The 21432-nt window shown below is 60.3% G+C and carries 21 protein-coding genes; 8 read left to right on the forward strand and 13 right to left on the reverse strand.

The features are described from left to right. Positions 1 to 156: 156 nt before the first annotated feature. The 6 genes from GNF76_RS03505 to GNF76_RS03530 form a co-directional block, all read right to left on the reverse strand. Positions 157 to 2397 (reverse strand): TonB-dependent receptor domain-containing protein, encoded by a 2241-nt coding sequence (locus tag GNF76_RS03505; protein WP_178123160.1) that lies wholly within the window; start codon positions 2395 to 2397, stop codon positions 157 to 159. A 271-nt stretch (positions 2398 to 2668) separates the two neighbouring features. Beyond that, the gene (locus GNF76_RS03510) at positions 2669 to 3658 is read right to left on the reverse strand and encodes a FecR domain-containing protein (RefSeq protein WP_178123161.1); all 990 of its coding nucleotides are present in this window, start codon (positions 3656 to 3658) and stop codon (positions 2669 to 2671) included. Continuing rightward, positions 3655 to 4233, reverse strand: coding sequence for an RNA polymerase sigma factor (locus GNF76_RS03515; RefSeq protein ID WP_379652546.1), 579 nt, complete (start codon positions 4231 to 4233; stop codon positions 3655 to 3657). The genes GNF76_RS03510 and GNF76_RS03515 overlap by 4 nt, the downstream gene beginning before the upstream one ends. Before the next feature lie 7 nt (positions 4234 to 4240). Next, the gene (locus GNF76_RS03520) at positions 4241 to 4567 is read right to left on the reverse strand and encodes a DUF3325 domain-containing protein (RefSeq protein WP_155581783.1); all 327 of its coding nucleotides are present in this window, start codon (positions 4565 to 4567) and stop codon (positions 4241 to 4243) included. After that, positions 4567 to 6138, reverse strand: coding sequence for a PepSY-associated TM helix domain-containing protein (locus GNF76_RS03525; protein WP_155581784.1), 1572 nt, complete (start codon positions 6136 to 6138; stop codon positions 4567 to 4569). Before GNF76_RS03525 ends, GNF76_RS03520 begins: the two co-directional genes overlap by 1 nt. After that, positions 6135 to 6437, reverse strand: coding sequence for a DUF3649 domain-containing protein (locus GNF76_RS03530; protein ID WP_155581785.1), 303 nt, complete (start codon positions 6435 to 6437; stop codon positions 6135 to 6137). Before GNF76_RS03530 ends, GNF76_RS03525 begins: the two co-directional genes overlap by 4 nt. Positions 6438 to 6617: 180 nt before the next feature. On the opposite strand from GNF76_RS03530, the gene GNF76_RS03535 reads away from it, so the two are divergent. From GNF76_RS03535 to fecA, 3 genes are all read left to right on the forward strand, one after another. Further along, positions 6618 to 7106, forward strand: coding sequence for a sigma-70 family RNA polymerase sigma factor (locus GNF76_RS03535; RefSeq protein WP_155581786.1), 489 nt, complete (start codon positions 6618 to 6620; stop codon positions 7104 to 7106). Next, positions 7103 to 8056 (forward strand): FecR domain-containing protein, encoded by a 954-nt coding sequence (locus tag GNF76_RS03540; protein ID WP_155581787.1) that lies wholly within the window; start codon positions 7103 to 7105, stop codon positions 8054 to 8056. Before GNF76_RS03535 ends, GNF76_RS03540 begins: the two co-directional genes overlap by 4 nt. A gap of 91 nt (positions 8057 to 8147) precedes the next feature. Beyond that, a complete protein-coding gene (gene fecA, locus GNF76_RS03545) occupies positions 8148 to 10493 on the forward strand; it encodes a TonB-dependent Fe(3+) dicitrate receptor FecA (protein ID WP_155581788.1) in 2346 nt (781 codons plus the stop codon). Positions 10494 to 10755: 262 nt separating this feature from the next. Here fecA and GNF76_RS03550 read toward each other — a convergent pair whose 3' ends face one another. Next, positions 10756 to 11166, reverse strand: coding sequence for an HPF/RaiA family ribosome-associated protein (locus GNF76_RS03550; RefSeq protein ID WP_155581789.1), 411 nt, complete (start codon positions 11164 to 11166; stop codon positions 10756 to 10758). Positions 11167 to 11378: 212 nt separating this feature from the next. Beyond that, positions 11379 to 12326: a LysR substrate-binding domain-containing protein gene (locus tag GNF76_RS03555; RefSeq protein ID WP_155581790.1), complete on the reverse strand. Its 948-nt coding sequence runs from the start codon at positions 12324 to 12326 to the stop codon at positions 11379 to 11381. 137 nt (positions 12327 to 12463) lie between these two features. Between GNF76_RS03555 and GNF76_RS03560 the strand changes: the two genes are divergently transcribed. The 3 genes from GNF76_RS03560 to GNF76_RS03570 all read left to right on the forward strand — a co-directional run bounded on the left by GNF76_RS03560 (position 12464) and on the right by GNF76_RS03570 (position 15828). Beyond that, the gene (locus GNF76_RS03560) at positions 12464 to 13840 is read left to right on the forward strand and encodes an L-serine ammonia-lyase (protein WP_155581791.1); all 1377 of its coding nucleotides are present in this window, start codon (positions 12464 to 12466) and stop codon (positions 13838 to 13840) included. A 61-nt stretch (positions 13841 to 13901) separates the two neighbouring features. Beyond that, a complete protein-coding gene (locus tag GNF76_RS03565) occupies positions 13902 to 15197 on the forward strand; it encodes a serine/threonine transporter (RefSeq protein ID WP_155581792.1) in 1296 nt (431 codons plus the stop codon). 313 nt (positions 15198 to 15510) lie between these two features. Next, a complete protein-coding gene (locus GNF76_RS03570; RefSeq protein ID WP_155581793.1) occupies positions 15511 to 15828 on the forward strand; it encodes a DUF3509 domain-containing protein in 318 nt (105 codons plus the stop codon). Here GNF76_RS03570 and GNF76_RS03575 read toward each other — a convergent pair. The 3 genes from GNF76_RS03575 to GNF76_RS03585 all read right to left on the reverse strand — a co-directional run bounded on the left by GNF76_RS03575 (position 15825) and on the right by GNF76_RS03585 (position 17153). Next, positions 15825 to 16313 (reverse strand): phosphate-starvation-inducible protein PsiE, encoded by a 489-nt coding sequence (locus tag GNF76_RS03575; RefSeq protein ID WP_178123162.1) that lies wholly within the window; start codon positions 16311 to 16313, stop codon positions 15825 to 15827. The two genes, GNF76_RS03570 and GNF76_RS03575, sit on opposite strands and share 4 nt — an antisense overlap. A gap of 120 nt (positions 16314 to 16433) precedes the next feature. Next, positions 16434 to 16619 carry a type II toxin-antitoxin system RelB family antitoxin gene (relB, locus tag GNF76_RS03580; protein WP_155581794.1) on the reverse strand — a complete coding sequence of 62 codons (186 nt, stop codon included), beginning with the start codon at positions 16617 to 16619 and terminating at the stop codon, positions 16434 to 16436. Positions 16620 to 16817: 198 nt separating this feature from the next. Next, the gene (locus GNF76_RS03585; protein ID WP_155581795.1) at positions 16818 to 17153 is read right to left on the reverse strand and encodes a DUF6124 family protein; all 336 of its coding nucleotides are present in this window, start codon (positions 17151 to 17153) and stop codon (positions 16818 to 16820) included. A gap of 431 nt (positions 17154 to 17584) precedes the next feature. On the opposite strand from GNF76_RS03585, the gene GNF76_RS03590 reads away from it, so the two are divergent. Continuing rightward, positions 17585 to 17845: a YebG family protein gene (locus GNF76_RS03590; protein WP_003188807.1), complete on the forward strand. Its 261-nt coding sequence runs from the start codon at positions 17585 to 17587 to the stop codon at positions 17843 to 17845. Positions 17846 to 17899: 54 nt separating this feature from the next. Here GNF76_RS03590 and GNF76_RS03595 read toward each other — a convergent pair whose 3' ends face one another. Beyond that, complete coding sequence (locus tag GNF76_RS03595) at positions 17900 to 18919, reverse strand: Glu/Leu/Phe/Val dehydrogenase family protein (protein ID WP_155581796.1); 1020 nt, start codon at positions 18917 to 18919, stop codon at positions 17900 to 17902. Between the two features lie 187 nt (positions 18920 to 19106). Here GNF76_RS03595 and GNF76_RS03600 point away from each other — a divergent pair, with 187 nt between their 5' ends. After that, positions 19107 to 19910: a SirB1 family protein gene (locus GNF76_RS03600; RefSeq protein ID WP_155581797.1), complete on the forward strand. Its 804-nt coding sequence runs from the start codon at positions 19107 to 19109 to the stop codon at positions 19908 to 19910. 9 nt (positions 19911 to 19919) lie between these two features. Here GNF76_RS03600 and GNF76_RS03605 read toward each other — a convergent pair whose 3' ends face one another. Continuing rightward, positions 19920 to 21290, reverse strand: coding sequence for an MFS transporter (locus GNF76_RS03605; RefSeq protein ID WP_155581798.1), 1371 nt, complete (start codon positions 21288 to 21290; stop codon positions 19920 to 19922). Positions 21291 to 21432: the final 142 nt, after the last annotated feature.

Below are 21432 nucleotides of genomic sequence, written 5' to 3' on the forward strand. Positions count from 1 at the left end.
TGTAGAGAAGCGCTGTTAATGCGAATTAATCGCAGTTTCAAGCACTACACGGATGAGGGGTGGGTTTACCTCATGGGAAACTGAAAATATTTTTCAGAACCGCTGATAAGGAGGCCGTTCATGTAGGAGCGAGCTTGCTCGCTCCTACAATAGTGCTTAGAAATTGGCTTCCAGAGAAACCATCGCTGTACGCTCCTCACCCACGTTGTAAAACGCCGTGCTCGCCGCCAGGCCGTTGACCGGCGCCGAGTTGAACGACACGGTGCGCGCCGAGCTCAGGTATTCCTTGTCGAACACGTTGAGCATCGAGAAACGCAAGGTCGCCGACTTGATGACTTTTTTGTCCACCGGCAGGTAGATACCGGCGTTGAGGTCAAACACCGTGCGGCCTTCGATTTTCTCGTTGTTGGTCAAGTCGCCATAAAAGCTGCCGACGTACTTGCCCGCAATGTTGCCGTAGAACCGCGCATCGTCATAACCGAAGACCAGGTTGAACATGTTTTCCGGCACGTTGGCCAACTGCTTGCCCGAGGTCGGCAACAGCACGTTCTTGCTGACGAAGTCGTCTTGCTGCTCGGACTTGGTGTAGGTGTAGGACGCGTAGTAGTTGAAGTTGTGCGGCAGCAGGCCGCTCCACTCCAGCTCCAGGCCCTTGTTGGTCACGTCGCCGACGTTGGCCATCACGAAGTCACCGTTGAGGTCGGTGGTCGACAGTTGACGGTCCTTGAAGGTGATGTAGAACAGGGTTGCGTTCAGCGCCATCTTCTCTTCGGTGTAGCGCCAGCCCAGTTCCTGGTTCCAGCTCAACTCGGGGCTGAGGCTTAATGAATCACCCTTGTTGTACAGCACGTAGTTCGGCGGCGTCCGCATGTTGCGCGTGACGTTGTAGAACGCCTGGTTACTCTCATCGACCTGGTACTTGGCGCTGAAGTTGGGCAGGAACTGGTGGTAGCGGGCGTTACGTTTTTCCGCCTTGTCGTACAGGCTGCCCAGGTTGTTGCCGTCACGCTCGACATACTGGTAAGCCACACCGCCGACAAAACTCAAGTCCGGCGTTGCTTGCCAGCTGTCCTGGACCCAGAGCTTCTGCGACGGCGTCTCGGTGTAGTAGTGGCGGCCCTGGACGGTCGCGCCGTTCTTGTCGACCACCTGATTGCCACTGTTGTAGTCACCCCACACGTCGTTGGGTGCGCCTTCACTGTTGATCCCGATAAACGGCTGGGTCTGGCGCTGGCGTGCGCGTTCGTACCAGTAGCCGTAGTCCAGGCTGTGCTCTTCGTTGATGTCCCATTTCATTTTGGCGGTGACGCCAGGGCGCCAGGTCTCGGTCCACGATGGGCGGTAATAGTTAGCCGATCGCAGGTTACTCAGGTCGTAGTTGCCGGCCTTGTCGGAGTTCGGCCCCAGGTTGGAGGCGGTCTGGCCGCTGAAGCTGCCGCCGCTGGCCCAGTAGTAATACGGCGTGACGGTCAGGGACAGGTTGTCACGCAGTTGCCAGCGCTGGTTGAGCGTCGCGTTGACGCTTTCAAACGGGTTGCGGTTGAGCTTGTAGGACGATGACAGCAAGCCGCCCTTGTAGACCGGTGTTTCAGCATAGTCCAGCTTCCGTCCCTGCTGCTGGAACTGCGCCTTGCTCAAGCTGCTGTAATTGTAGTTTTCCTGCTTGTTGTATTTCACAGTAGCCAGGGTGGAATTGCCGTTGTCATCTTCGAACAGGCCGCTCCACTCAACCTTGTTACTGCGCATGGTGCCCTCGCCACGCCACTTGTCACCTTCAAGATGGGACGCCGAAAGCCAGGACTTGAACCCACCCATCTCACCGGTGTTGATCCGCGCGAAAGTCTTGCGCAGGGCATTGGCGCCGACGATCTGTTTGACGAAAACCCCGGACTCCTTGGTCGGCCTAACGGTGATCATGCCGATGTTGCCACCGCTGGAACCGATGTGCGGACCGTCTGCCTCCGAAGAACCCTGGGTGACAAACACTTCTGCCAGGTTTTCCGGGTCGCCAAACTGGTTTGAATAAACGTTGTAGTTGCCGGAGTCGTTGATCGGCACACCGTCCATGGAAACCCCGACCTGATCGGAGTTCATGCCACGCATGGTGAAGTTGGTGCCGCTGGTACCGCTGGCGTCATCACTGGAAACGTTGATGCCCGGCGTGTATTTGAGTTTGTCGATGGCGTTGGCCGTGGCCGACATTTCGTCCATGGCTTCCTTGGTCACCGTCGACCGGGCCTTGGCGCTTTCTTCCCGGATCATGTGGCCGTTACCCAGGGTTTGTTTACCGGCCACATTCACCGAGCCAACGTCTTGGGTGTCGTCCGCCAGAACCAGCGGCGCAAAGCTGCCCAGGCCCGATGCTAAAAGCAGGGCAGAGAGTGTGTTGATCTTCACGAGTAGATCCCTTGCTTACATTTTTCTGTTGTAGAGAGGAATTTGCGTCGGGACTGAGCTGACAGATGACGCCAATCTTCCTGACCATCCGCTCAGGAATCCGGCGATCATCCGCGCCTCGTGTAACGGTTTGGTGACAGGTCTGGGTGATTGCGATGAAGGTTAGATGAAAAGTCTGCAGACGCCGTACGGCCTGACCTGTAGCGATAGGCGAAAGAGGAATGCAGGAAAAGTATTGGTGTGCACGGGGTGCCTGCGCGGCAATTGATGTCTAACGCAACACAATCACACGACCCAGCACGGTGTGCTGCTCGAACCCTAAAACCGCTTGCAAGGCGCTGATGACCGACTGCGGATCCTGGCTCGGAAAGCTGCCACTGACGCGGCGGTTGCCGAGCTCGTCATTGAGCAGCAGGATGCGCCCCGGGTAGTAGCGGCGCAGGTCCTGGACCACATCGGCCAGGGGCGCCTTGTAGTAGTTGAGCCAGCCGTCACGCCAGGCCAGGCGTGATTCGCTGTCGACCGCGTGCAGTTCATCGGCGACGCCGTCGGCGTAGGCCACTTGCTGGCCGGCGGTGAGAATCTGCTGCTGCCCGCTTTTGGACGGCGTGACGCCAACACGCCCGGACAACACCGTTACCTGGGCGCCCGTCGGTTGCAGGCGCACTTCGAATTGCGTGCCCAGCACCCGCGCTTCACCACTGCCCGCCTCCACCACAAAGGGTTCGCCGGTGTGGGTCACGCTGAAAAAACCGGCACCACGGCGCAGTTGGATATGGCGTTCGCCATGGCTGAAATCCACCGCGATGGCACTGTCGGTATCCAGGGTCACCCTGGATTGATCCGCCAACGTGAAGGTCTTCACCTCCCCCGGCGCCGTCACGTAATCGGCACCGAACTCGTCGACCCAGCGCGACGGCTGCCAACCGGTGCCGAGGGCCACCATCAACAGCAGGCACGCGGCCATGGCCAAGGCGCCCGACCAACGCCGTACGCTTGAGCGTTTTGAACGGTCCATCGCCTTCAGGTAGCCCTGCAACGCCACGGCCTCTTCATCCGCGAGCGTGCTCGCCGGCACTTCGCTCAATTCCCACACCACCTGGGCCTGCGCGTAGGCACAAGCGTGAGCCGGATCGGCCCGCAACCAACGGCTGAACGTGGCCTGGTCACCGCTGCTGGGCTGGTCGTGGAGCAGACTCAGCCAGGCCAGCGCGGCCTGTTCCTGTTCGGGCGTCGGGGTGACGCTGGCAGTGGTGATCACGGTGCTTTCCCTGGCGAGCGCGGCAATGAAGGTTCCCGAAGGCTGGCCTTGCAGGCTTCGAGGGCACGCATCATATGTTTTTCCACGGCGCTTTGGGACAAGCCCATGGCCTTGGCGATCTCTACATACTTGCGTCCGTGAATGCGGTTGAGCAAAAAGATCTGCCGCGTACGTTCAGGCAAGCTGCGCAAGGCGGCTTCTACATGACGCAAGTCGTTGCCGGCTTCCAGTGCAGCCTGGGGTTCACAACTCTGGTTATGCTGTTGCTCCGGCAACCAGCCTTCGTTGCTGCGCACCCGCGCGCCTTCGCTGCGCAGGTGGTCGATGGCGATATTGCCGGCGCAACGCAGCAGGTAGGTGCTGAGTTCTTCGACCTGTACCAGTGGCCGGCGCCAGAAGCGCAGGAACAAGTCCTGCACCAGATCCGCCGCCGTCGCCCGGCAACCCACGCGACGGCTGACCAGCGCTTCCATCTGCGAACGCTGGGACAAAAACACTTGCAGAAAATGCGCACGTCCACCCGCCGATTCAGCGTGTTGGCGATTCTGGGATTCAGGTGGCGTGGTAATCATCAAGGCCTGCTCACAGTGCCGCGAACGCCGCAACCGGGCTGGCCAGCAGGCTGACGCCCGCCAGGATCAAGGCCAACCTTGGCCGGTATGGCAACAGCAACACCAGCAGCAAAGCGCTGCACATCAGCACCGCGCACCACTCCACCAGGCCCTGGCTCCAACCGATAACGCGCACCGCTGGCCAGATCGACACGATCAGTAGCAACCACCCCCCAAGACGCAAGACCAGTCGCCGTTTCGGCGAGGGTTTGCTGTGCAGTAACTCGCCATGGTGGCGGTCGGTGGACAGGCACAACGCGGTGAATCCGAGGTAACACAACAGCAGCGCCAGCAGCATCAGTTCACCTCGCCCTTGAGATGCATCGCTCGAACGCGTTCAGCGTTGGGTTGCGCCACAACGCGATGCTGCATCTTCCACGCAGCCCAGGCGAGGAACACACCGCTGCCCAGGCAAGTCAGGTCGAAGCCCGCCATCGCCCAGTCGCCCTGAACCAGCGACACCCCAAGGTGCTGGGAAGTGGTCAAGGCGTTAAGCAGCGGCACGCTGATAAACAGCAATGCACCCAGGCTCAGTTGCTCAACCCACCCCTGGCGACCGCGCCTTACCATGGCGTGCAGCACGGTCAGGCCCCAGGCAATAAAGAAGCTCTGCACTTCCCAATTAGAGCGTTCGGCAAACCCGACCGGCAGCAGCCGATTAGCCCAGAAGAACGCGCCGATAGCGATCATCAACCCGGACATGCTGGCGATGTTCAGCACTTCCACCAGCCGCAACTCGAAGGGCATGACACCGGTTTTGGCATGCTTGAGCTGACGCTTGCCCAGCCAGATCACCAGCCCGGTGCCGATCATCGCCGTGCCCGCCAGGCCACAAATGAAATACAACCAACGCAACACCGGGCCGGCGAAGTGCCCCATGTGCAAGCCATAAAAACTGCCACTGATGGCCATGGGCAGGGACTGTTCGGTGCTGACCCGCACCACTTCACCACTGGCGCCGTTAAACGATACGACGCTGCCAAAGTCATGCACCACTCGGTCGGAACCGGCGCGGATCACATTGACTGAAGCGTTCACATCCCCGGGATTGTTCACCACCAACCGTTCGACGTGACCGCCGCCCCATTGTTTGCGTGCTTCGTCATACATCGGGCCCAGCGCCAGCAACGGCGCTGGCTGACCCAAGGCGGGCGCATTATTGGTGGCCGGGAACAGGTCATCGAAGAACGCGTCGGTACTGCCATAGGAGGCCACGATGGTTGCCGGCATCACCATGCTCATGAAAATCACCAGGCTGCTGTAGGTGATCATCAAATGAAACGGCAGCACCAGCACCCCCACCGCGTTATGTCCATCGAGCCAGGAGCGCTGGCCCTTGCGCGGGCGAAAGGTGAAGAAGTCCTTGAAGATTTTCTTGTGGGTGATGATCCCGGTGATCAACGCGATAAACATCACCATCGCCGCCATGGTCGACAGCCAGCGGCCCCACGGGTAAGGCATTTGCAGTTGGAAGTGGAAGCGGTAGAAGAACTCGCCGCCCATGCTTTCCCGGGCCTGGACCTCACTGCCGGCGAGTGAGTCGAGGCGTTTGCGGATGAAATTGCCGCGTTTACCGGGGTCGACCTTGTCTTGCCACATCACCGACAGGCCTGGCTGGCGGCTGTCAGGCAAGGTGATAAACCAGCGCGCGGCATGGGGCGCCTGTTGTTGCAAATAGGTCTGGGCCATCGCCAGGCTGCGGGCGTTGTCCAGAGGATGGGCTTGCACCTCGGGCTGCATCCAGTGGGTAATTTCATCCTTGAAATAGGACAAGGTGCCCGTCAGGAAAATCGCGAACAGCAGCCAGCCGAAGATCAGCCCAACCCAGGTGTGCAACCAGGCCATGGCCTGACGGAAACCCTCTTTCATGGCCGGGCCATCCAGTAGCTGACACCCGCCAGCGTCGCCAATACCGCACCGGGTACCAGGATGCCAAACCAGGCACGCCAGGCACTGCGGCAGGCGAAACACCAGATCACCGCCAGCAGGTAGAACACAAAGGCACTCATCATCGCGCTGACCACCGCATCAGCCCGTGAGATGGGCAGCCAGAAGGCCATACAGACACTGGCCAGGGATGCCAGCAGGTAGCCGCCGAAGACAGCCGCCAACGCGCGCGACGTCACGGCGAGACGGTAGGAGACGGGAAGTGAGGCCTTACGTTTCATGCGGGCAACGCCTGATTTATCAGGGCGCAATATTAATGATAAATATTCTCATAAGCAAAAGAGAACGGATGCATTCGCATTCCATCGGTCTGTCACTGATTGCCGAATGCCATTCGCCACCACTACAATGCGAACAATTCTTGTTCTCTAAAGCATGCAGATGCTGCCGGAGTATCCACGTTGCGGCCGTCCACTACCGTCGAAGTCCTCTACCACGACCATCACAACTGGCTTACCGGCTGGTTGCGACGTAAGCTCGGCTGCCCGGACAGTGCCGCCGACCTGGCCCAGGACACGTTCATCAAAGTGCTGACGGCACCGCAAACACCGACACTCATCGAGCCCCGCGCGTTCCTCACCACCATTGCCAAGCGCGTGCTGTTCAACCATTTCCGCCGTCGCGACCTGGAGCGCGCCTACCTCGACGCCCTGGCGCAAATGCCGGAATGCGTGGCGCCCTCGGAAGAAGACCGGGCGATCATCCTGCAAACCCTGATTGAGCTTGATCAATTGCTGGACGGCTTGCCCACGGTGGTCAAGCGCGCCTTCCTGCTGGCCCAGCTCGACGGTTTGACCTACGCGCAAATCGGCGCCGAACTGAAAATCTCCATCGCCACCGTCAAACGTCATCTGAACAAGGCAGCCCTGCGCTGTTACTTCGCCCTATGAACCCGGCCACGAACTTCTCCACCCACGTCGCCGAACAGGCAGTGCATTGGCTGATGGAAATGCAGCAAGCGCCGCTCAACCCGCGTAAACAGGCGGCCTGGCAGCAATGGCTAGACGCCCACAGCGAACATCAACGGGCCTGGGAGCATATTCAACGGGTCAACCAGCGGTTGCGCGGCATGCCCTCGCCCTTGGCCCACGCGGCATTAAATGCACCGACGTCCAGCAGCCGGCGCCACGCCTTGAAGCTGTTGCTGATCCTCGGCGCCGGCTCGGCCGTGACCTGGGGCCTGCGGGACAAACACCTGCTGCCACCGTTAAGTGCCGATTACCGCAGCCCCGTCGGTCAGCGCCGCAAGGTGCAACTGGCCGACGGCAGCCAGTTGCAGCTCAACACCGGCAGCGCGGTGGATGTGCATTTCGACGGCCAACAGCGCCTGATTCGTTTGCTCGAAGGCGAGATTTTACTCACCAGCAACGCTGGCACCACCCCACTGCGCGTCCTCACCGGCCAAGGGCTGCTCAGTGCCCAGGCGGCGCGACTGAATGTGCGGCAATTCAGCGATCACACCCAACTGGCGGTGTTTGACGGCCACGTCGAGGTCACGCCCAAGGCCTACTCCGGCCTGCCGCTGATGGTAGAGAAAAACCGTCAGGTGAACTTCACCCGCAAAGGCTGGGACACCGCACAACCCGTCGATGCCGGCAGCGGCGCCTGGGCCGACGGCATGCTGGTGGCGGCTCACATGCGCCTGGCGGACTTCCTCGACGAGCTGGGCCGCTATCGCCGTGGCCAACTCAACTGCGACCCGCAAGTGGCCAACCTGCTGATCTCCGGCAGCTACCCGCTGGACGACAGCGAGCGAATTCTCGACCTGCTGGAAATCAGCCTGCCGGTGAAAGTGCGGCGTTTTACCCGCTATTGGGTGACGGTCGAAGCCCGCGCCTGAATTATTTTTTGCACCTGTGAGCCGTTTTCCACACCTCGCGTGACAGAGAAGGAAAGCCACCCAGACTTCCTCCTTCTCAGGACCGCCTTCCATGCCCCAGCAACCGACTCGCCTGACGCCACTCGCTCGCACCCTGCGCCACCTGCTGCTGGGCGCCAGCCTCAGTTTCACAGTCCTGCCACAAGTCATGGCGGCCGAGACCAAGCCCTACCGCATCGCGCCCTCCTCCCTGGAAGCGGCGCTGAACCAGTTTGGTCGTGAAGCCGGCGTGTTGATTTCCTTTGGCTCCCAAGTGACCGCTGGCGTGCAGAGTCATGGTTTGTCGGGCAACTACACCGCCGAAGAGGGTTTGCAAAAGCTGCTGGAAGGCACCGGTTTGCAGGCGCGTGCCGAAGGCGATAACGCCTACAGCCTGCAATCGATCAACGCACCGGCCACCCTGGAGCTGGGCACTTCCAGCGTGGTCGGCGACTGGTTGGGCGATGCCGCCCAGACCAATGTCTTCGAACACCCAGGCGCCCGGGACGTAATCCGCCGCGAAGAGTTCGAACGCCAGGGCGCGACCCAGGCCCGTGACGTGCTCAACCGCATCCCCGGCGTGAATGCCCCGGAAAACAACGGCACCGGCAGCCACGACATGGCGCTGAACTTCGGCATTCGCGGGCTCAATCCACGGTTGGCATCGCGCTCTACGGTCTTGATGGACGGCATCCCGGTGCCCTTCGCGCCGTATGGCCAGCCACAGTTGTCCTTCGCCCCGATCAGCATGGGCAACATGGACGCCGTGGACGTGGTGCGCGGCGGCGGCGCGGTGCGTTACGGCCCGCAGAACGTCGGCGGCATCGTCAACTTCGTGACCCGCGCGATTCCCGATGCGCCCACGGTCAAAGGTGGCATACAGACCGAAACCAGCCCGTCCTCAAGCCACGATGGCTTCAAGACCACCGGCAACCTGCTGGCGGGTGGCACCGCCGACAACGGCCTGGGCGGCGCGATCCTGTACTCCGGCACCCGCGGCGGTGACTGGCGCGAACACAGCGACACGCAAATCGACGACCTGATCCTCAAGGGCAAATACCAACTGGATGAAGCTAACAGCTTCAACGCTATGGCCCAGTACTACGAAGGCCAGGCCGATATGCCTGGTGGTTTGAGCGCGGCGGACTACAAGGCTGATCCGTATCAGTCCACCCGTCCCAACGACAAATTCTGGGGCCGGCGCACGATGTTCAACTTCGGCTATCGCTACCAGGAAGATCGCCGGGAGTTCACCGTCAACAGCTTCTTCACCAAGACCCTGCGCAGCGGTTACCTGGACCAAGGCAATTTCCTCTCGCTGTCACCCCGCGAATATTGGGTGCGTGGCCTGGAAACCCGTTTCGCCCAAGGCTTCGACCTCGGTGCAACCAGCCACGAAGTGGGCGTCGGCTACCGCTACATCAACGAAGCCGGCCACGAATTGCGCTACCGCACACCGATTACCGCCAACCAGCAACTGCCTACCACCAACAGCCGCAACGACCGCGACACCCGCGGTGGCACTGAAGCCCATGCGTTCTTCATTGATGACCGGATTGATATCGGCAAGTGGACCATCACCCCCGGCGTGCGCTACGAGATGATCCAATCGCAGCAAACCAACAACCTGACCAACGTCAAATACAAGGGTGACTACAACACGGCCTTGCCGGCTCTGAACGTGCTCTATCACCTGACCGACGACTGGAACCTCTACGCCAACACCGAAGGTTCCTTCGGCAGCGTGCAATACAGCCAGATGCCCAACCGTGTGAACAGTGGCGAAGTGAAGCCGGAAAAAGCCCGCACCTGGGAACTGGGCACCCGCTATGACAACGGCACCCTGCGGGCGGAAATCGGCGCGTTCCTGATCAACTTCGACAACCAGTACGACAGCAACCAGACCAACGACACGGTGATCGCCCGCGGTGAAACCCGCCATCAGGGCATCGAGTCCAGCATCAACTATGCCCTCGACGGGTTGAGCCCGGCGCTGGCCGGTTTTGATGTGTACGCCACCTACGCCTACGTCGACGCGACCATCCGCGAAGACGGCCCGAACAAAGGCAACCGCGTGCCCTTCTCGTCCAAGCACAAAGGCACCCTGGGCGTCGGCTACACCGAAGGCGCGTGGAAACTGAATGTGGACAGCAGCTACCAGAGCAGCCAGTTCGCCGACAACGCCAACACCCAGGCGCAAAGCGCTGACGGCAGCACCGGACGAATCCCTGGCTACCTGTTGTTCAGCAGCCGGGCGGCGTATGACTTTGGCCCGCAGCTGTCGGATTTGAATGTGGCGATTGGGGTGAAGAACATCTTCAACAAGCAGTACTACACGCGCTCGTTTGACGATAACAACAAGGGCAAGTACGTGGGGGAACCGCGGACGGTGTATGTGCAGACGTCGGTGGCGTTCTAAATCACCGGAACCGTCCAAAGGAAAACGAAGATCAACTGTGGGAGCTGGCTTGCCTGCGATGGCGGTTGTAGCCGCTGCCGAGGTACGAGGCTGCGATGCGTGTCCGCAGGACCGCCCTCGGGGTCTGCTTCGCAGCCCATCGCAGCCTCGTACCTCGGCAGCGGCTACAGATCGCATTGACGACGGTACTCCAGCCAGAAAACCAAAACGGGCCTGCATCTGCAGGCCCGTTTTCAGTTGGCATTGAAAAAACCATCAGCTATCAGCCGTTAAGCGCAGCCTGTTCGTTTTCCAGGAATTCCTCTTCAAGCTCAGCCTCGTCAGCCTTGGTATTCGGCAAGCCTTGACCGGCGGCGCGCGGTTTGCCGCGCAGTTTGCCGTACAAGTGCTCCAGTGCATGATCCAGCTTGGTGGCCGCACCATCGATCGCTTGTTCCAGCGTATCGGCTTTATGGCAGACCGAAACCGGTTGATGGCCCTTTGGCCGTGCTTCCAGTCGGCAACTTAAATCGTGGGGACCGGGCTTGTCGCCGTTTTCATCCCGCAAGTAGACCTCTACGCGGGTCAGGTCTTCTTCATAACGTTCGAGCGTGCTCTCAATGGTCGTACGTACCCACTCCTCCAGTCGGATGCTGCTTTCAATATGGTTATCGCTATTGACTTGGATTTGCATAGTTCTTCCCTTATTTCAGCTAGCTCGCGGGAGGTCACTCCTGCTTCACCGCAGCGGTGAAAACCATGACCTCCTGATGACACAATTGAGCAGACAGAGGAACAATTCAACCCCTTTGCGAAGATAAATCCCACATTACAAATTAAGTCTGACAACCGCCGAAAGCGCTGTTAGGGTGGGGAGTTAGTTACATCTTCTTACGCCCGTATTCCTTACAGTTGCCCCTCTCCCAACGGGTGCAATCCACGAAAATTCTCTGCTTCCTCCACCAGCCAGTCATGCACCGCCCGCACGCCCGGATGGCTCAGCGCGCCTGGGGCATACAGCAGCACATAACGCTTGTGGTTGGGCACGGCCACGCCGAAAGGCACGATCAAGGTGCCGCGTTCCAGTTCGTCATTGAGCAGGGTGCGCCGGGCAATCGCCACGCCCATGCCGGCGATGGCGGCTTCGATGGTCAGGTGGTTACGGTTGAAGGTATGCCCACGACGCACGTCCGCCGCGTTGTAGCCGATGGCATTCAGGTAGAACTCCCATTCCGCGTACTCATAACTCCCACGCCAGGCGGTGATGTCGTGCAACAGCGGGAAATGCACCAGGTCCGCCGGACCGTGGAGCGGTGGCCGACCTCGCAGCAGGCTCGGCGCGCACACCGGGAAGATCTGCTCATCCAGCAAGGCTGTGGATAACAAACCGGGGTAGCTGCCGTCATTGAGGTCGATGGCCAGGTCAAAGTCGCCCTCGTGCAGGGCCACGCTGCTGTCTTCGGCCACCAGGCGCAGTTGGATGTCCGGAAAACGCTGTTGCAGGCGCGGCAAGCGCGGGGTCAGCCACTTGCCCAGGAACGAGGGAATCGAGCGCAGGCGCAGGGTACCGCTGATCATTCCGGCGTCCAGGCGCTGCAACTCGGCGTCGATGCTGCCGTACGCCTCACCCACGGTAATCGCCAACCTCTGGCCTTCGGCGCTCAATTCCACCCCACGCGCCCGTCGATGAAACAAGCGAAAACCCAAACGTTCCTCCAACTGGCGAATCTGCTGGCTGACCGCCCCCGGCGTGATGTGCAGTTCTTCGGCGCATCGGGTGAACGACAAATGCCGTGCGGCGCACAAAAACACGTGCAGCCAAACGTAAGTCTGGCCATGAAACGGGCGGCTCATAGGGTTTAGTCCTGCTAAAGGGTGTCTTAGGATAATTCGTTGGTCAGTGCCGATCCAGAGGCTCAGTATCGCGCCGATTGCGCTTGTCCTACAAAACATGGCAGCGATTCCTACTCCATTGCTTGTAAGGCTTTAGCATGGCTATCAGTGTTTTCGATCTATTCAAGGTGGGCATTGGCCCGTCCAGCTCCCATACCGTCGGTCCGATGCGTGCGGCGGCGACCTTCGCCCAGGCCCTGGCTGACCAGCAGCTGCTGAGTGACACCCGCCGCGTGGAAGTCCGCTTGTACGGCTCCCTTTCCGCCACGGGTGTAGGACACGCTACCGACCGCGCCTGCGTCATGGGCTTGATGGGCGAATGGCCTGATAGCGTTGACCCCACCAGCATCGGCCCGCGTATTCAGCAGTTGCGTGAGTCGGGCCAACTGCTGCTGGCAGGCAAAACGTCGATTGCCTTCAACTGGCAACACGATCTCCTGCTGCTGGACGAAAGCCTGCCCTACCACCCCAATGCCATGTCCCTGCACGCCTATGGGGAAAATGGCCTGCTGACCGAGCAGACCTATTACTCGGTGGGCGGTGGCTTCATCATCGAGGCTGCCGAAGCCGAATCAGGTATTGCGCCCGCCAGCGACGTGCAATTGCCCTACGACTTTTCCAGCGCCGCCGAATTGCTGAGCCTGTGCAAAAAGCACGGCCTGCGCGTCTCGGAACTGATGATGGCCAACGAACGGGCCTGGCGCAGCGATGCCGAGATTCGCAGCGGCCTGCTGCATATCTGGTCGGTGATGCGCGAATGCGTCGAGCAGGGCCTGCGGGATGAAGGCATCTTGCCGGGTGGCCTGGATGTGCCACGGCGCGCGGCGAAATTGCACCGCAGCTTGTTGGAAATCGGCAAACCCAACGTCATCACGTCGACCTTGTCAGCCATGGAATGGGTCAACCTGTTCGCCCTGGCGGTCAACGAAGAGAACGCGGCCGGCGGGCGCATGGTCACCGCGCCGACCAACGGTGCGGCGGGGATCATTCCGGCAGTGCTGCACTACTACATGAAGTTCAACGCCGATGCGTCGGACGATGATGTCGTCAATTTCTTCCTCGCGGCGGCGGCCGTCGGCATTCTCTGCAAGAAAAACGCCTCGATCTCCGGCGCCGAAGTCGGCTGCCAGGGCGAAGTCGGCTCTGCCTGCGCCATGGCCGCTGCCGGTCTGGCCGACATCCTCGGCGCCACCCCGGAACAGCTGGAAAACGCCGCCGAAATCGGCTTGGAACACAACCTCGGCCTGACCTGCGACCCGGTCGGCGGCCTGGTCCAGGTACCGTGTATCGAGCGCAATGCAATCGCCGCCGTCAAAGCCATCAATGCAACGCAAATGGCCCTGCGTGGTGACGGCAAACACTTCATCTCCCTGGACCGAGTGATCCGCACCATGCGCGACACCGGTGCCGACATGCACGACAAATACAAAGAAACTTCACGGGGCGGCCTGGCGGTCAGCTGGGTGGAGTGCTGATCGGAGCACTTCTACCCGCCCCAACGTGAGCCCGCGCAAAAATAATAACGAGGCAATATCGATGACCGATGTACGTACACCTGCTGCCGAAAATCCCGCTGTAGACCTGACTGCAAGCACCGTTACAAAAGGCTGGAACAAACACGACACCACCTGGATGCTTGGCCTCTACGGCACGGCCATTGGGGCTGGCACCTTGTTCCTGCCGATCAACGCCGGCGTCGGCGGTTTTTGGCCGCTGATCGTGCTGGCGCTGCTGGCCTTCCCGATGACCTTCTTCGCCCACCGTGGGCTGACGCGCTTTGTGCTGTCAGGCAAATCCGGTGATATCACCGAGGTGGTGGAAGAACACTTCGGCGTCGGCGCCGGCAAGCTGATCACCCTGCTGTACTTCTTCGCGATCTTCCCGATCCTGCTGGTGTACAGCGTGGCACTCACCAACACCTTGAGCAGTTTCATGGAACACCAACTGCACATGGCGCCGCCGCCCCGGGCGATCCTGTCCCTGGTGCTGATCCTCGGCCTGATGGCCATCGTGCGTTGCGGCCAGGGCGTGATCGTCAAGGCCATGAGCGTGCTGGTCTACCCGTTTGTCGCCGCCTTGCTGCTGTTGGGCCTGAGCCTGATCCCCAACTGGAACGGCGCATTCTTCGCCTCCGCCAGTGAAGGCATGCCGCTGCCACTGTTCTTCAAGACCCTGTGGCTGGCGATTCCGGTGATGGTGTTCTCCTTCAACCATTCGCCGATCATCTCCGCCTTTGCGGTCGACCAGAAACGCGTCTACGGCCCGCAAGCCGAGCGCAAAAGCAGCGGCATCCTGGCCATGGCCCACAGCATGATGGTGCTGACGGTGATGTTCTTCTGCTTCAGTTGCGTGCTGGCCTTGTCCCCGGCAGACCTGGCCGCTGCCAAGGAACAGAACATCTCGATCCTGTCTTACCTGGCCAACCACTTCCAGACCCCGGTCATCGCCTACGCCGCGCCGTTGATCGCGCTGGTGGCAATCACCAAGTCGTTCCTGGGCCATTACATCGGCGCCAGCGAAGGCTTCCAGGGCCTGATCGTCAAATCCCTGCGCGGGCGCAACCGCTCGATGTCGGCCAAATGGCTGGAGCGCAGCACCGCGCTGTTCATGGTCCTGACCTGCTGGGCCGTCGCCACCTTCAACCCGAGCATCCTGGGCATGATCGAAACCCTGGGCGGGCCGATCATCGCCTGCCTGTTGTTCCTGATGCCCATGTACGCCATTCGGCGCGTGCCCTCTTTGCGCCAGTACTCGGGTCAGGCATCGAACGTGTTTGTGGTGTTGATCGGGCTGATTGCGCTGTCTGCGATCGTTTTCTCGTTTATGCCCTGAAACGGAACACAAACCTCAAGAACAGCGCCCATCCAATGTGGGAGCCGGGCTTGCCCGCGATAGCGTCATGGCAGGCAATATTTCCGGCGCCTGACACACCGCTATCGCGGGCAAGCCCGGCTCCCACATTGGGTATTTGTCGCATTGGAGAGCGGACCTACTGCCTAAACGGCACGGCCCTTGCTCTACCCCTCATGAGGAAAACGGACCTTGTGAAAACCTCAGCGAGCGAATGGCCGGTGGTCTGGAGACCCGAACTAATCCCGACACCGACCGTCAATGACTGCATGCTCTTATCAGGCGGTAGCGCACCATGGACAATCCTTTTCAGATCATCACCGACACTTTTACCCCCCAATACCGGGTCAATTTGAGCATTCAACGCCTGGATGGCAGCATCATGCTGACCCTTTCCGACGATAACGGCGTGGTGGCCAAACGCATGATCAGCGCCGCACAACGCAACGATCCGCAACGGCTCAGGCGCCTGGTGCAAAGTGTGCAATTTGGTATTGCCATCGAACAGGGCCACAGCGCCATGGAAATCCTTGCGGTGATGACCGATGGCGATAGCCCTCCAGCTCTTCAACGGCCGCCCAACAGTCGAGCACCCTTAACCACCGGCTTTTAAAGCTCGCCCTTCTCCGTCTCCTGGCTCGCCTGGCCTTTGCGCCGCGGGCCTTCAACCTTCACCGACGGAAACGCCGACGAGGCATAACGCACCACCAGAATTGCGAAGGCCAACAGCAGAATCCCGCCGCACAGGTAGATGATGCCGATGTCCGGCGGGTTGTGGTGGGAGACGTTGGAAATCAGCAGGCGGGTCAGCGCGGTGATCGCCACATAGATCAGGAACCGCACCGGCATGTGGTTGGTCTTGAAGTAAATCCCGACCATCGCCCCCAATTCCAGGTAGATGAACAGCAGCAAGATGTCATCGATCTTGATGTGCCCGTTTTCGAGCATCCCCAAAAACTCCATCACTGCCGCCCAGGCCGTCACCGCACCAATGGCGAACAACGCCAGATAATGGAACGACTCGACGAACAGATTACCCAGGGACTCGGCCAGTTGGTGCACGTTATGCCGCAGTTTTTCGGCCCAGTTGATTTTCACGATGATGCTTCCTTAGGTCGGCTCGACCGGATAATGCGGGTTGGACGTGACGGTTTCTCTGCATGCAGAAAAAAGGCCAGGGACAGAGTGTGAGAAGGTGGCAGGATGAGATGAGGCACTTCAATCGGTCGCACGCAGTAGAAGTTTGGCGATTAACAGATCACGCATCTCTGACATGACTTGATCATGGGGGATACCTGGGACGTGATCGTCCAGCGCCAACTGCACCTTGCTGCGAAACCAACGATCATAGGAGACATCTGAATCTTCGTTCTCTGCTACATGGGGTAAATCATGATTGTTCATGGTGACTCCATAGATGATTGTCCCCACATGGGTGCATAAATATCTACACAACGTTGGTGCTCTGTAGCCGCTGCCGAGGTACGAGGCTGCGATGCGGGCCGCAGGACCGCCGCCCGGGGCCGCTACATCGGAATACCACCCAACCCCATCGCAGCCTCATACCTCGGCAGCGGCAACAGGGTTTCGCTCGCTTCACCCTCAAGTGGGGGTGGCTTGCTCCAACGCTCGATCGACCAACAAGCCGCTCATTTCCACCAACTGATGGATGGCCAGCAACAGGCTTCGTTGCGAGCCCTCAAGTTCAAAAGCCAGACTGCTTGCCATTTCACGGGCACTGTTCAAGGTTTCGCTGGCATTGACCAGTAACGTTTGCGTATCAGCTCGAGGCGTAACGCTGAAAAGCGTCGCGGGCGATTCGGGTGAAGGTTGAGATAATTCAGCTCGCAGGCAGTGATCAATGGCTCGATTGGCGGCAGCTTGGAGCCGACCATCATTGCGCGAGTTGTCAGGGGGATTGGGGGAGTGCTTTTTCATGGCGTATCTCTTCTTAAATGGAAGGGAATCCACCACCGTCTGCCGCCAAGCAGATTGGGTGACGGATTGCACAAGGTTGGCGGACCGGTAAGAAGCAACCCAGCACCCCGAAGGGTCCTTGCGCAACCCGCCATAACACAGGAATGCGGACGTAAAAAACGTCTGCAATCTTGTTGGGGGGCAGTTGCGCCATCTTACACCGGGCCGCCAAGCCCGTTTGCTGCCTGTGCAGCGAACGGCGAAGGTAAGCCACCGGACGAAACCGGCGCAACCCCGGCAAGTTGTCAGAAATTTCTTCTGCTGCAAACCCCCATTTACCGACTACATTAAAAAGCTGCTACCCAAAACCCGTGGATTGGCTTATCCTTTTTGCTGTATATAAATACAGTAGTCGCAAAAGACAACTATCGTGAAGGCATGTGAGGTGGTGAATGGCCGTCGAAGTGGTATACCGCAGCAGCCGAGATCTGGAGCGTTTGTTCATGGATAAAGCCGAAGCTGACCGTCATGACAAGATGCTTGAACTCGCTGAGTTGCTGGCAGAAGTGTTGCAAAAAGCCGTGCCGTCCCTGAGCGAGCAGCAGGTGGAGGAAGCCGGGATCTACATGGCGAAGAATCGCGATGTGTTTGCCAAGGCGTTCAAGAGCCAGCCGGACGCGCTGTCCGAGTTGCTGAACCCAGCGGCGGAATAAAGCCCGAATTGAACAGGCCCTGAATCATTGGTTCAGGGCCTTTTTAATGCCTGTTTATCGGTACAACAACCGCTCGGCCAGCTCATCCGCCACTCGCGCAGGCGAACGTTTTTCAGCCTGGGCATGGGCGAAGATTTCGGTCAGCCGCGTGCCGATATTCGACAAGTGCGCCGTGATGGTCGCCAGCTCCGCGCCGCTGTGCTTGAGGGCGACGTAGATCAGCCCGCCGGAGTTGATGACGTAGTCCGGGGCGTAAAGGATGCCGCGCCCCTCCAACTGGTCGGCCACTTGCAGGTTGGTCAACTGGGCACTGGCGGAACCGGCCACGGCAGCACAGCGCAACTGGGCAACGCTGTGGCGGTTGAGCACGGCGCCCAGGCCGCAGGGCGCGAGAATGTCGCACGGGGTACTGAGCAAGGCTTCGTTGGCAATCGGGTGAGCGCCCAACTGCTCCATGGCCAATTGCACCTTGCCGTGGTCGATATCGCTCACCAGCAATTCAGCCCCCGCCGCATGCAGTTGCTCGGCCAAGGCGTAACCGACGTTGCCCAGGCCCTGGATCGCCACGCGCAGGCCTTCCAGGTTATCGCTGCCCAGGCGGGCCATGGCGGTGGTGCGGATGCCCGCGAATACGCCCATGGCGGCATGGGGCGAAGGATCGCCAGCAGCCGTGGTGCTGGTGACAAAGCGGGTTTGCTGGGCGATGCAGTCCATGTCGGCGACGGAGGTGCCGCTGTCGATGGCGGTGATGTAGCGGCCGTCGAGTTGCTCGATGCAGCGGCCAAAGGCTTCGAACAGCGCAGCGCGGCTTTCCACGTGGGCCGGGCGGATGATCACGGCGTTACCGCCGCCGACCTGTAAACCGGCCAAGGCAGCCTTGTAGCTCATGCCCTGGGCCAGGCGCGCAGCATCCGCGACGGCGCTTTCGTCGTCCGGATAGGCCAAGTAGCGACAACCGCCCAAGGCGGGGCCCAGACGGCTGCTGTGGATGGCAATGACCGCCTTCAACCCCGTCACCGGGTCGATACTCAGGTGCAGCGATTCAAGGCGTGAGCTGTGCATGAGCGCAAACATCGTCGGGCTCCCGAATCACTTCTTGTAATCGCCAAGTATAGGCCCGCGGTAAAAGCTTGCCGAAGTACGCAGGAATAAGCCCGCCGGTTTTACAGGCTTTGCGACATAACCAAGTGGGGCGTTTCGTATAAGGCACTGGACGAAAGTGCTCTGCAAGGCTAAAACGAACCATCCGCCGGAGACCGCAATGAATCCCCGCCAAGCCTTTTTCGCCTGTCTGGAACGTTCACCCCCCGCGCTGTTTGAAGCCGCGCTGTGGATGGCTGCCGAGCACGACCCCGCCGTCGAACCTCTGGTCATCCTGCACGACTTCAAATGGCTGGCGCAGCGGATCAACCTCGGCATGCCCACCTTGCCGCCCGATGAACTCGGCCAACCGCTGCTGCGGCGCATGAATGACCTGGGCTTCGCCCAGGACGACTACACCCCGTTACGCCCGGCTGCCGCCCTGCTGGACAAGGTGCTGCAACGCAAGCGCGGGCAACCGCTGGCCCTGGGCCTGATCGCCCTGGAGCTGGCGCGTCGCCTGGATATTCCCATGGTCGGGGTCAACTTTCCGGGGCACTTCCTGCTCCGCGTGCCCGGCACCGATCATCTGCTGGACCCCTGTGGCGGTCGGCGCCTGTACCCCAACGATTGCCGCGAGCTGCTGCAACGCCAGTACGGGCCGAACCTCAAGCTGCAGGCCGATCACCTGCACACTGCCGAGCCTCGGGAGATCCTGCAACGGCTGTCACGCAATCTGCGCCAGTTGCACCTGTCCAACGACGATCACCTCGCCGCCCTGGTGGACGCCGAACGCGTGCTGGAACTGGGCAATGCCAGCGCGGCCGACTACCTGGCCCGCGCCAGCCTGTACCAGCGCCTGGACTGCCCGAATGCCGAGCGCTTTGATCTGGAACACGCCCTGATGCTCAGTGAAGACCCGATCCAGCGGCTGCGCCTGACCGAGCGGCTGGGGCATCTGCCGCCCAATTCAGTGGTGCATTGAAGCCACCGTTCACAACTTTGTCGGCACTTTGAGAATGTCGCTGTACAGCGGATCCTTCGGTACGTCGCTGCCCGGCGAACGAACTTGAATGATCAACAGCGCCGCAATCACCGCTGGAATCGCACAGAAGAAGAAAATCTGCTGCACCGGAATATGCATCGCCAACAGCATGCTCCCGAACAGCGGCCCCAGGATCGAACCAAATCGCCCCACACCCAGCGCCCAACCGGTTCCGGTGGCACGTACATGGGCCGGGTAGAAGTTGCTGGCGAACGCATTGAGGGTCAGTTGCCCGCCAATGATGCAGAAACCGGCCGCGAACACGCTGGCCACCAGATAACGCGGGTTGTCGTGGTTGAGCCCCAGCAGGATCGTGCACACCGCGGCAGCCGCCAACACGCCAGACAGCAGCCGCACTTTGCTTTTCAGTCGGTCGGCAAACCAGGCCATGCCGATAGCACCCAGGGTCCCCGCAAACAGGAACATCGAGGTCACCAGATTGGCCTCATTCATGCCCAGGCCACTTTCCAGCAGCAACGACGGCAACCAACTGATCATGAAATACAGCAGGATCAGGCTGACAAAAAAGGTCGCCCAGATCAGCAGTGTCGGGCGGGCGTAACCATGGCGGAACAGTTCCACTACGGTCAGTTTACTGCCCTGTTCCTGACGGTTTTCTGCCTCGCTCGCCGCCGGTGGCTGCCAGCCGGGCAGCATGCGTGCGGTGACTTTTTGCAGGCGCGCATAGGGGGGTGCGTCACGCAGTAAGCGCGGCAGTGACTCCGGCAGCATCCAGGCCAGGAACGGGAACAGCAGCAACGGTGTGATGCCGCCGGCCAGGAACACCGCTTGCCAGCCGAAGCTGTCGATAAACCCCGCCGCGACAAACCCACCCGCCGCGCCACCGAACGAAAAACCACACGCCGCCAACGTCACCATCAAGGTGCGCAGACGCGGCGGTGAGTATTCCGACATCAAGGCCATGGCGCTCGGCATCGCGCCGCCCATGCCGATGCCGCAGATGAACCGTGCGGCCATCAAGGTATTCAGGGAGTTAGCGAAGACCATCAGCACCGTGAGGCTCGCGTAGATCAGCACACAACACAGCAGGATGCGCCGCACCCCGAAGCGATCCGCCAGCGGTGTCACCGCCAGAGAGCCAAGGGTCAGCCCCAACAGGTTGGCGCTGAACACCGGACCAAACGCGGCTTTCTCCAAGCCCCAGTCCCTGGCCAACGCTGGCACCACGTAACCCAGGACCTGAGCGTCGTAGCCGTCGGTGACCAGCAACAACGCCAGCAACAGGAGAATCAACCACTGGTAGCGCGACACCGGACGGGCGTCGAGTGCCGCGCGAAAGCTGGCAATCTGATTGTGCATCGCAAGGTACCTGTGTTGTTTTTTAGGTATCCGCCTTCAGGCGAGGCGGTTTCTGACTGGGAAAATCCAATCGAAACAATCGCAGGTGTAGCCGCTGCCGAGGTACGAGGCTGCGATGCGGGCCGCAGGACCGCCCCCGGGG

The sequence above is a fragment of the Pseudomonas spelaei genome, from assembly GCF_009724245.1.
GTDB lineage: Bacteria > Pseudomonadota > Gammaproteobacteria > Pseudomonadales > Pseudomonadaceae > Aquipseudomonas > Aquipseudomonas spelaei.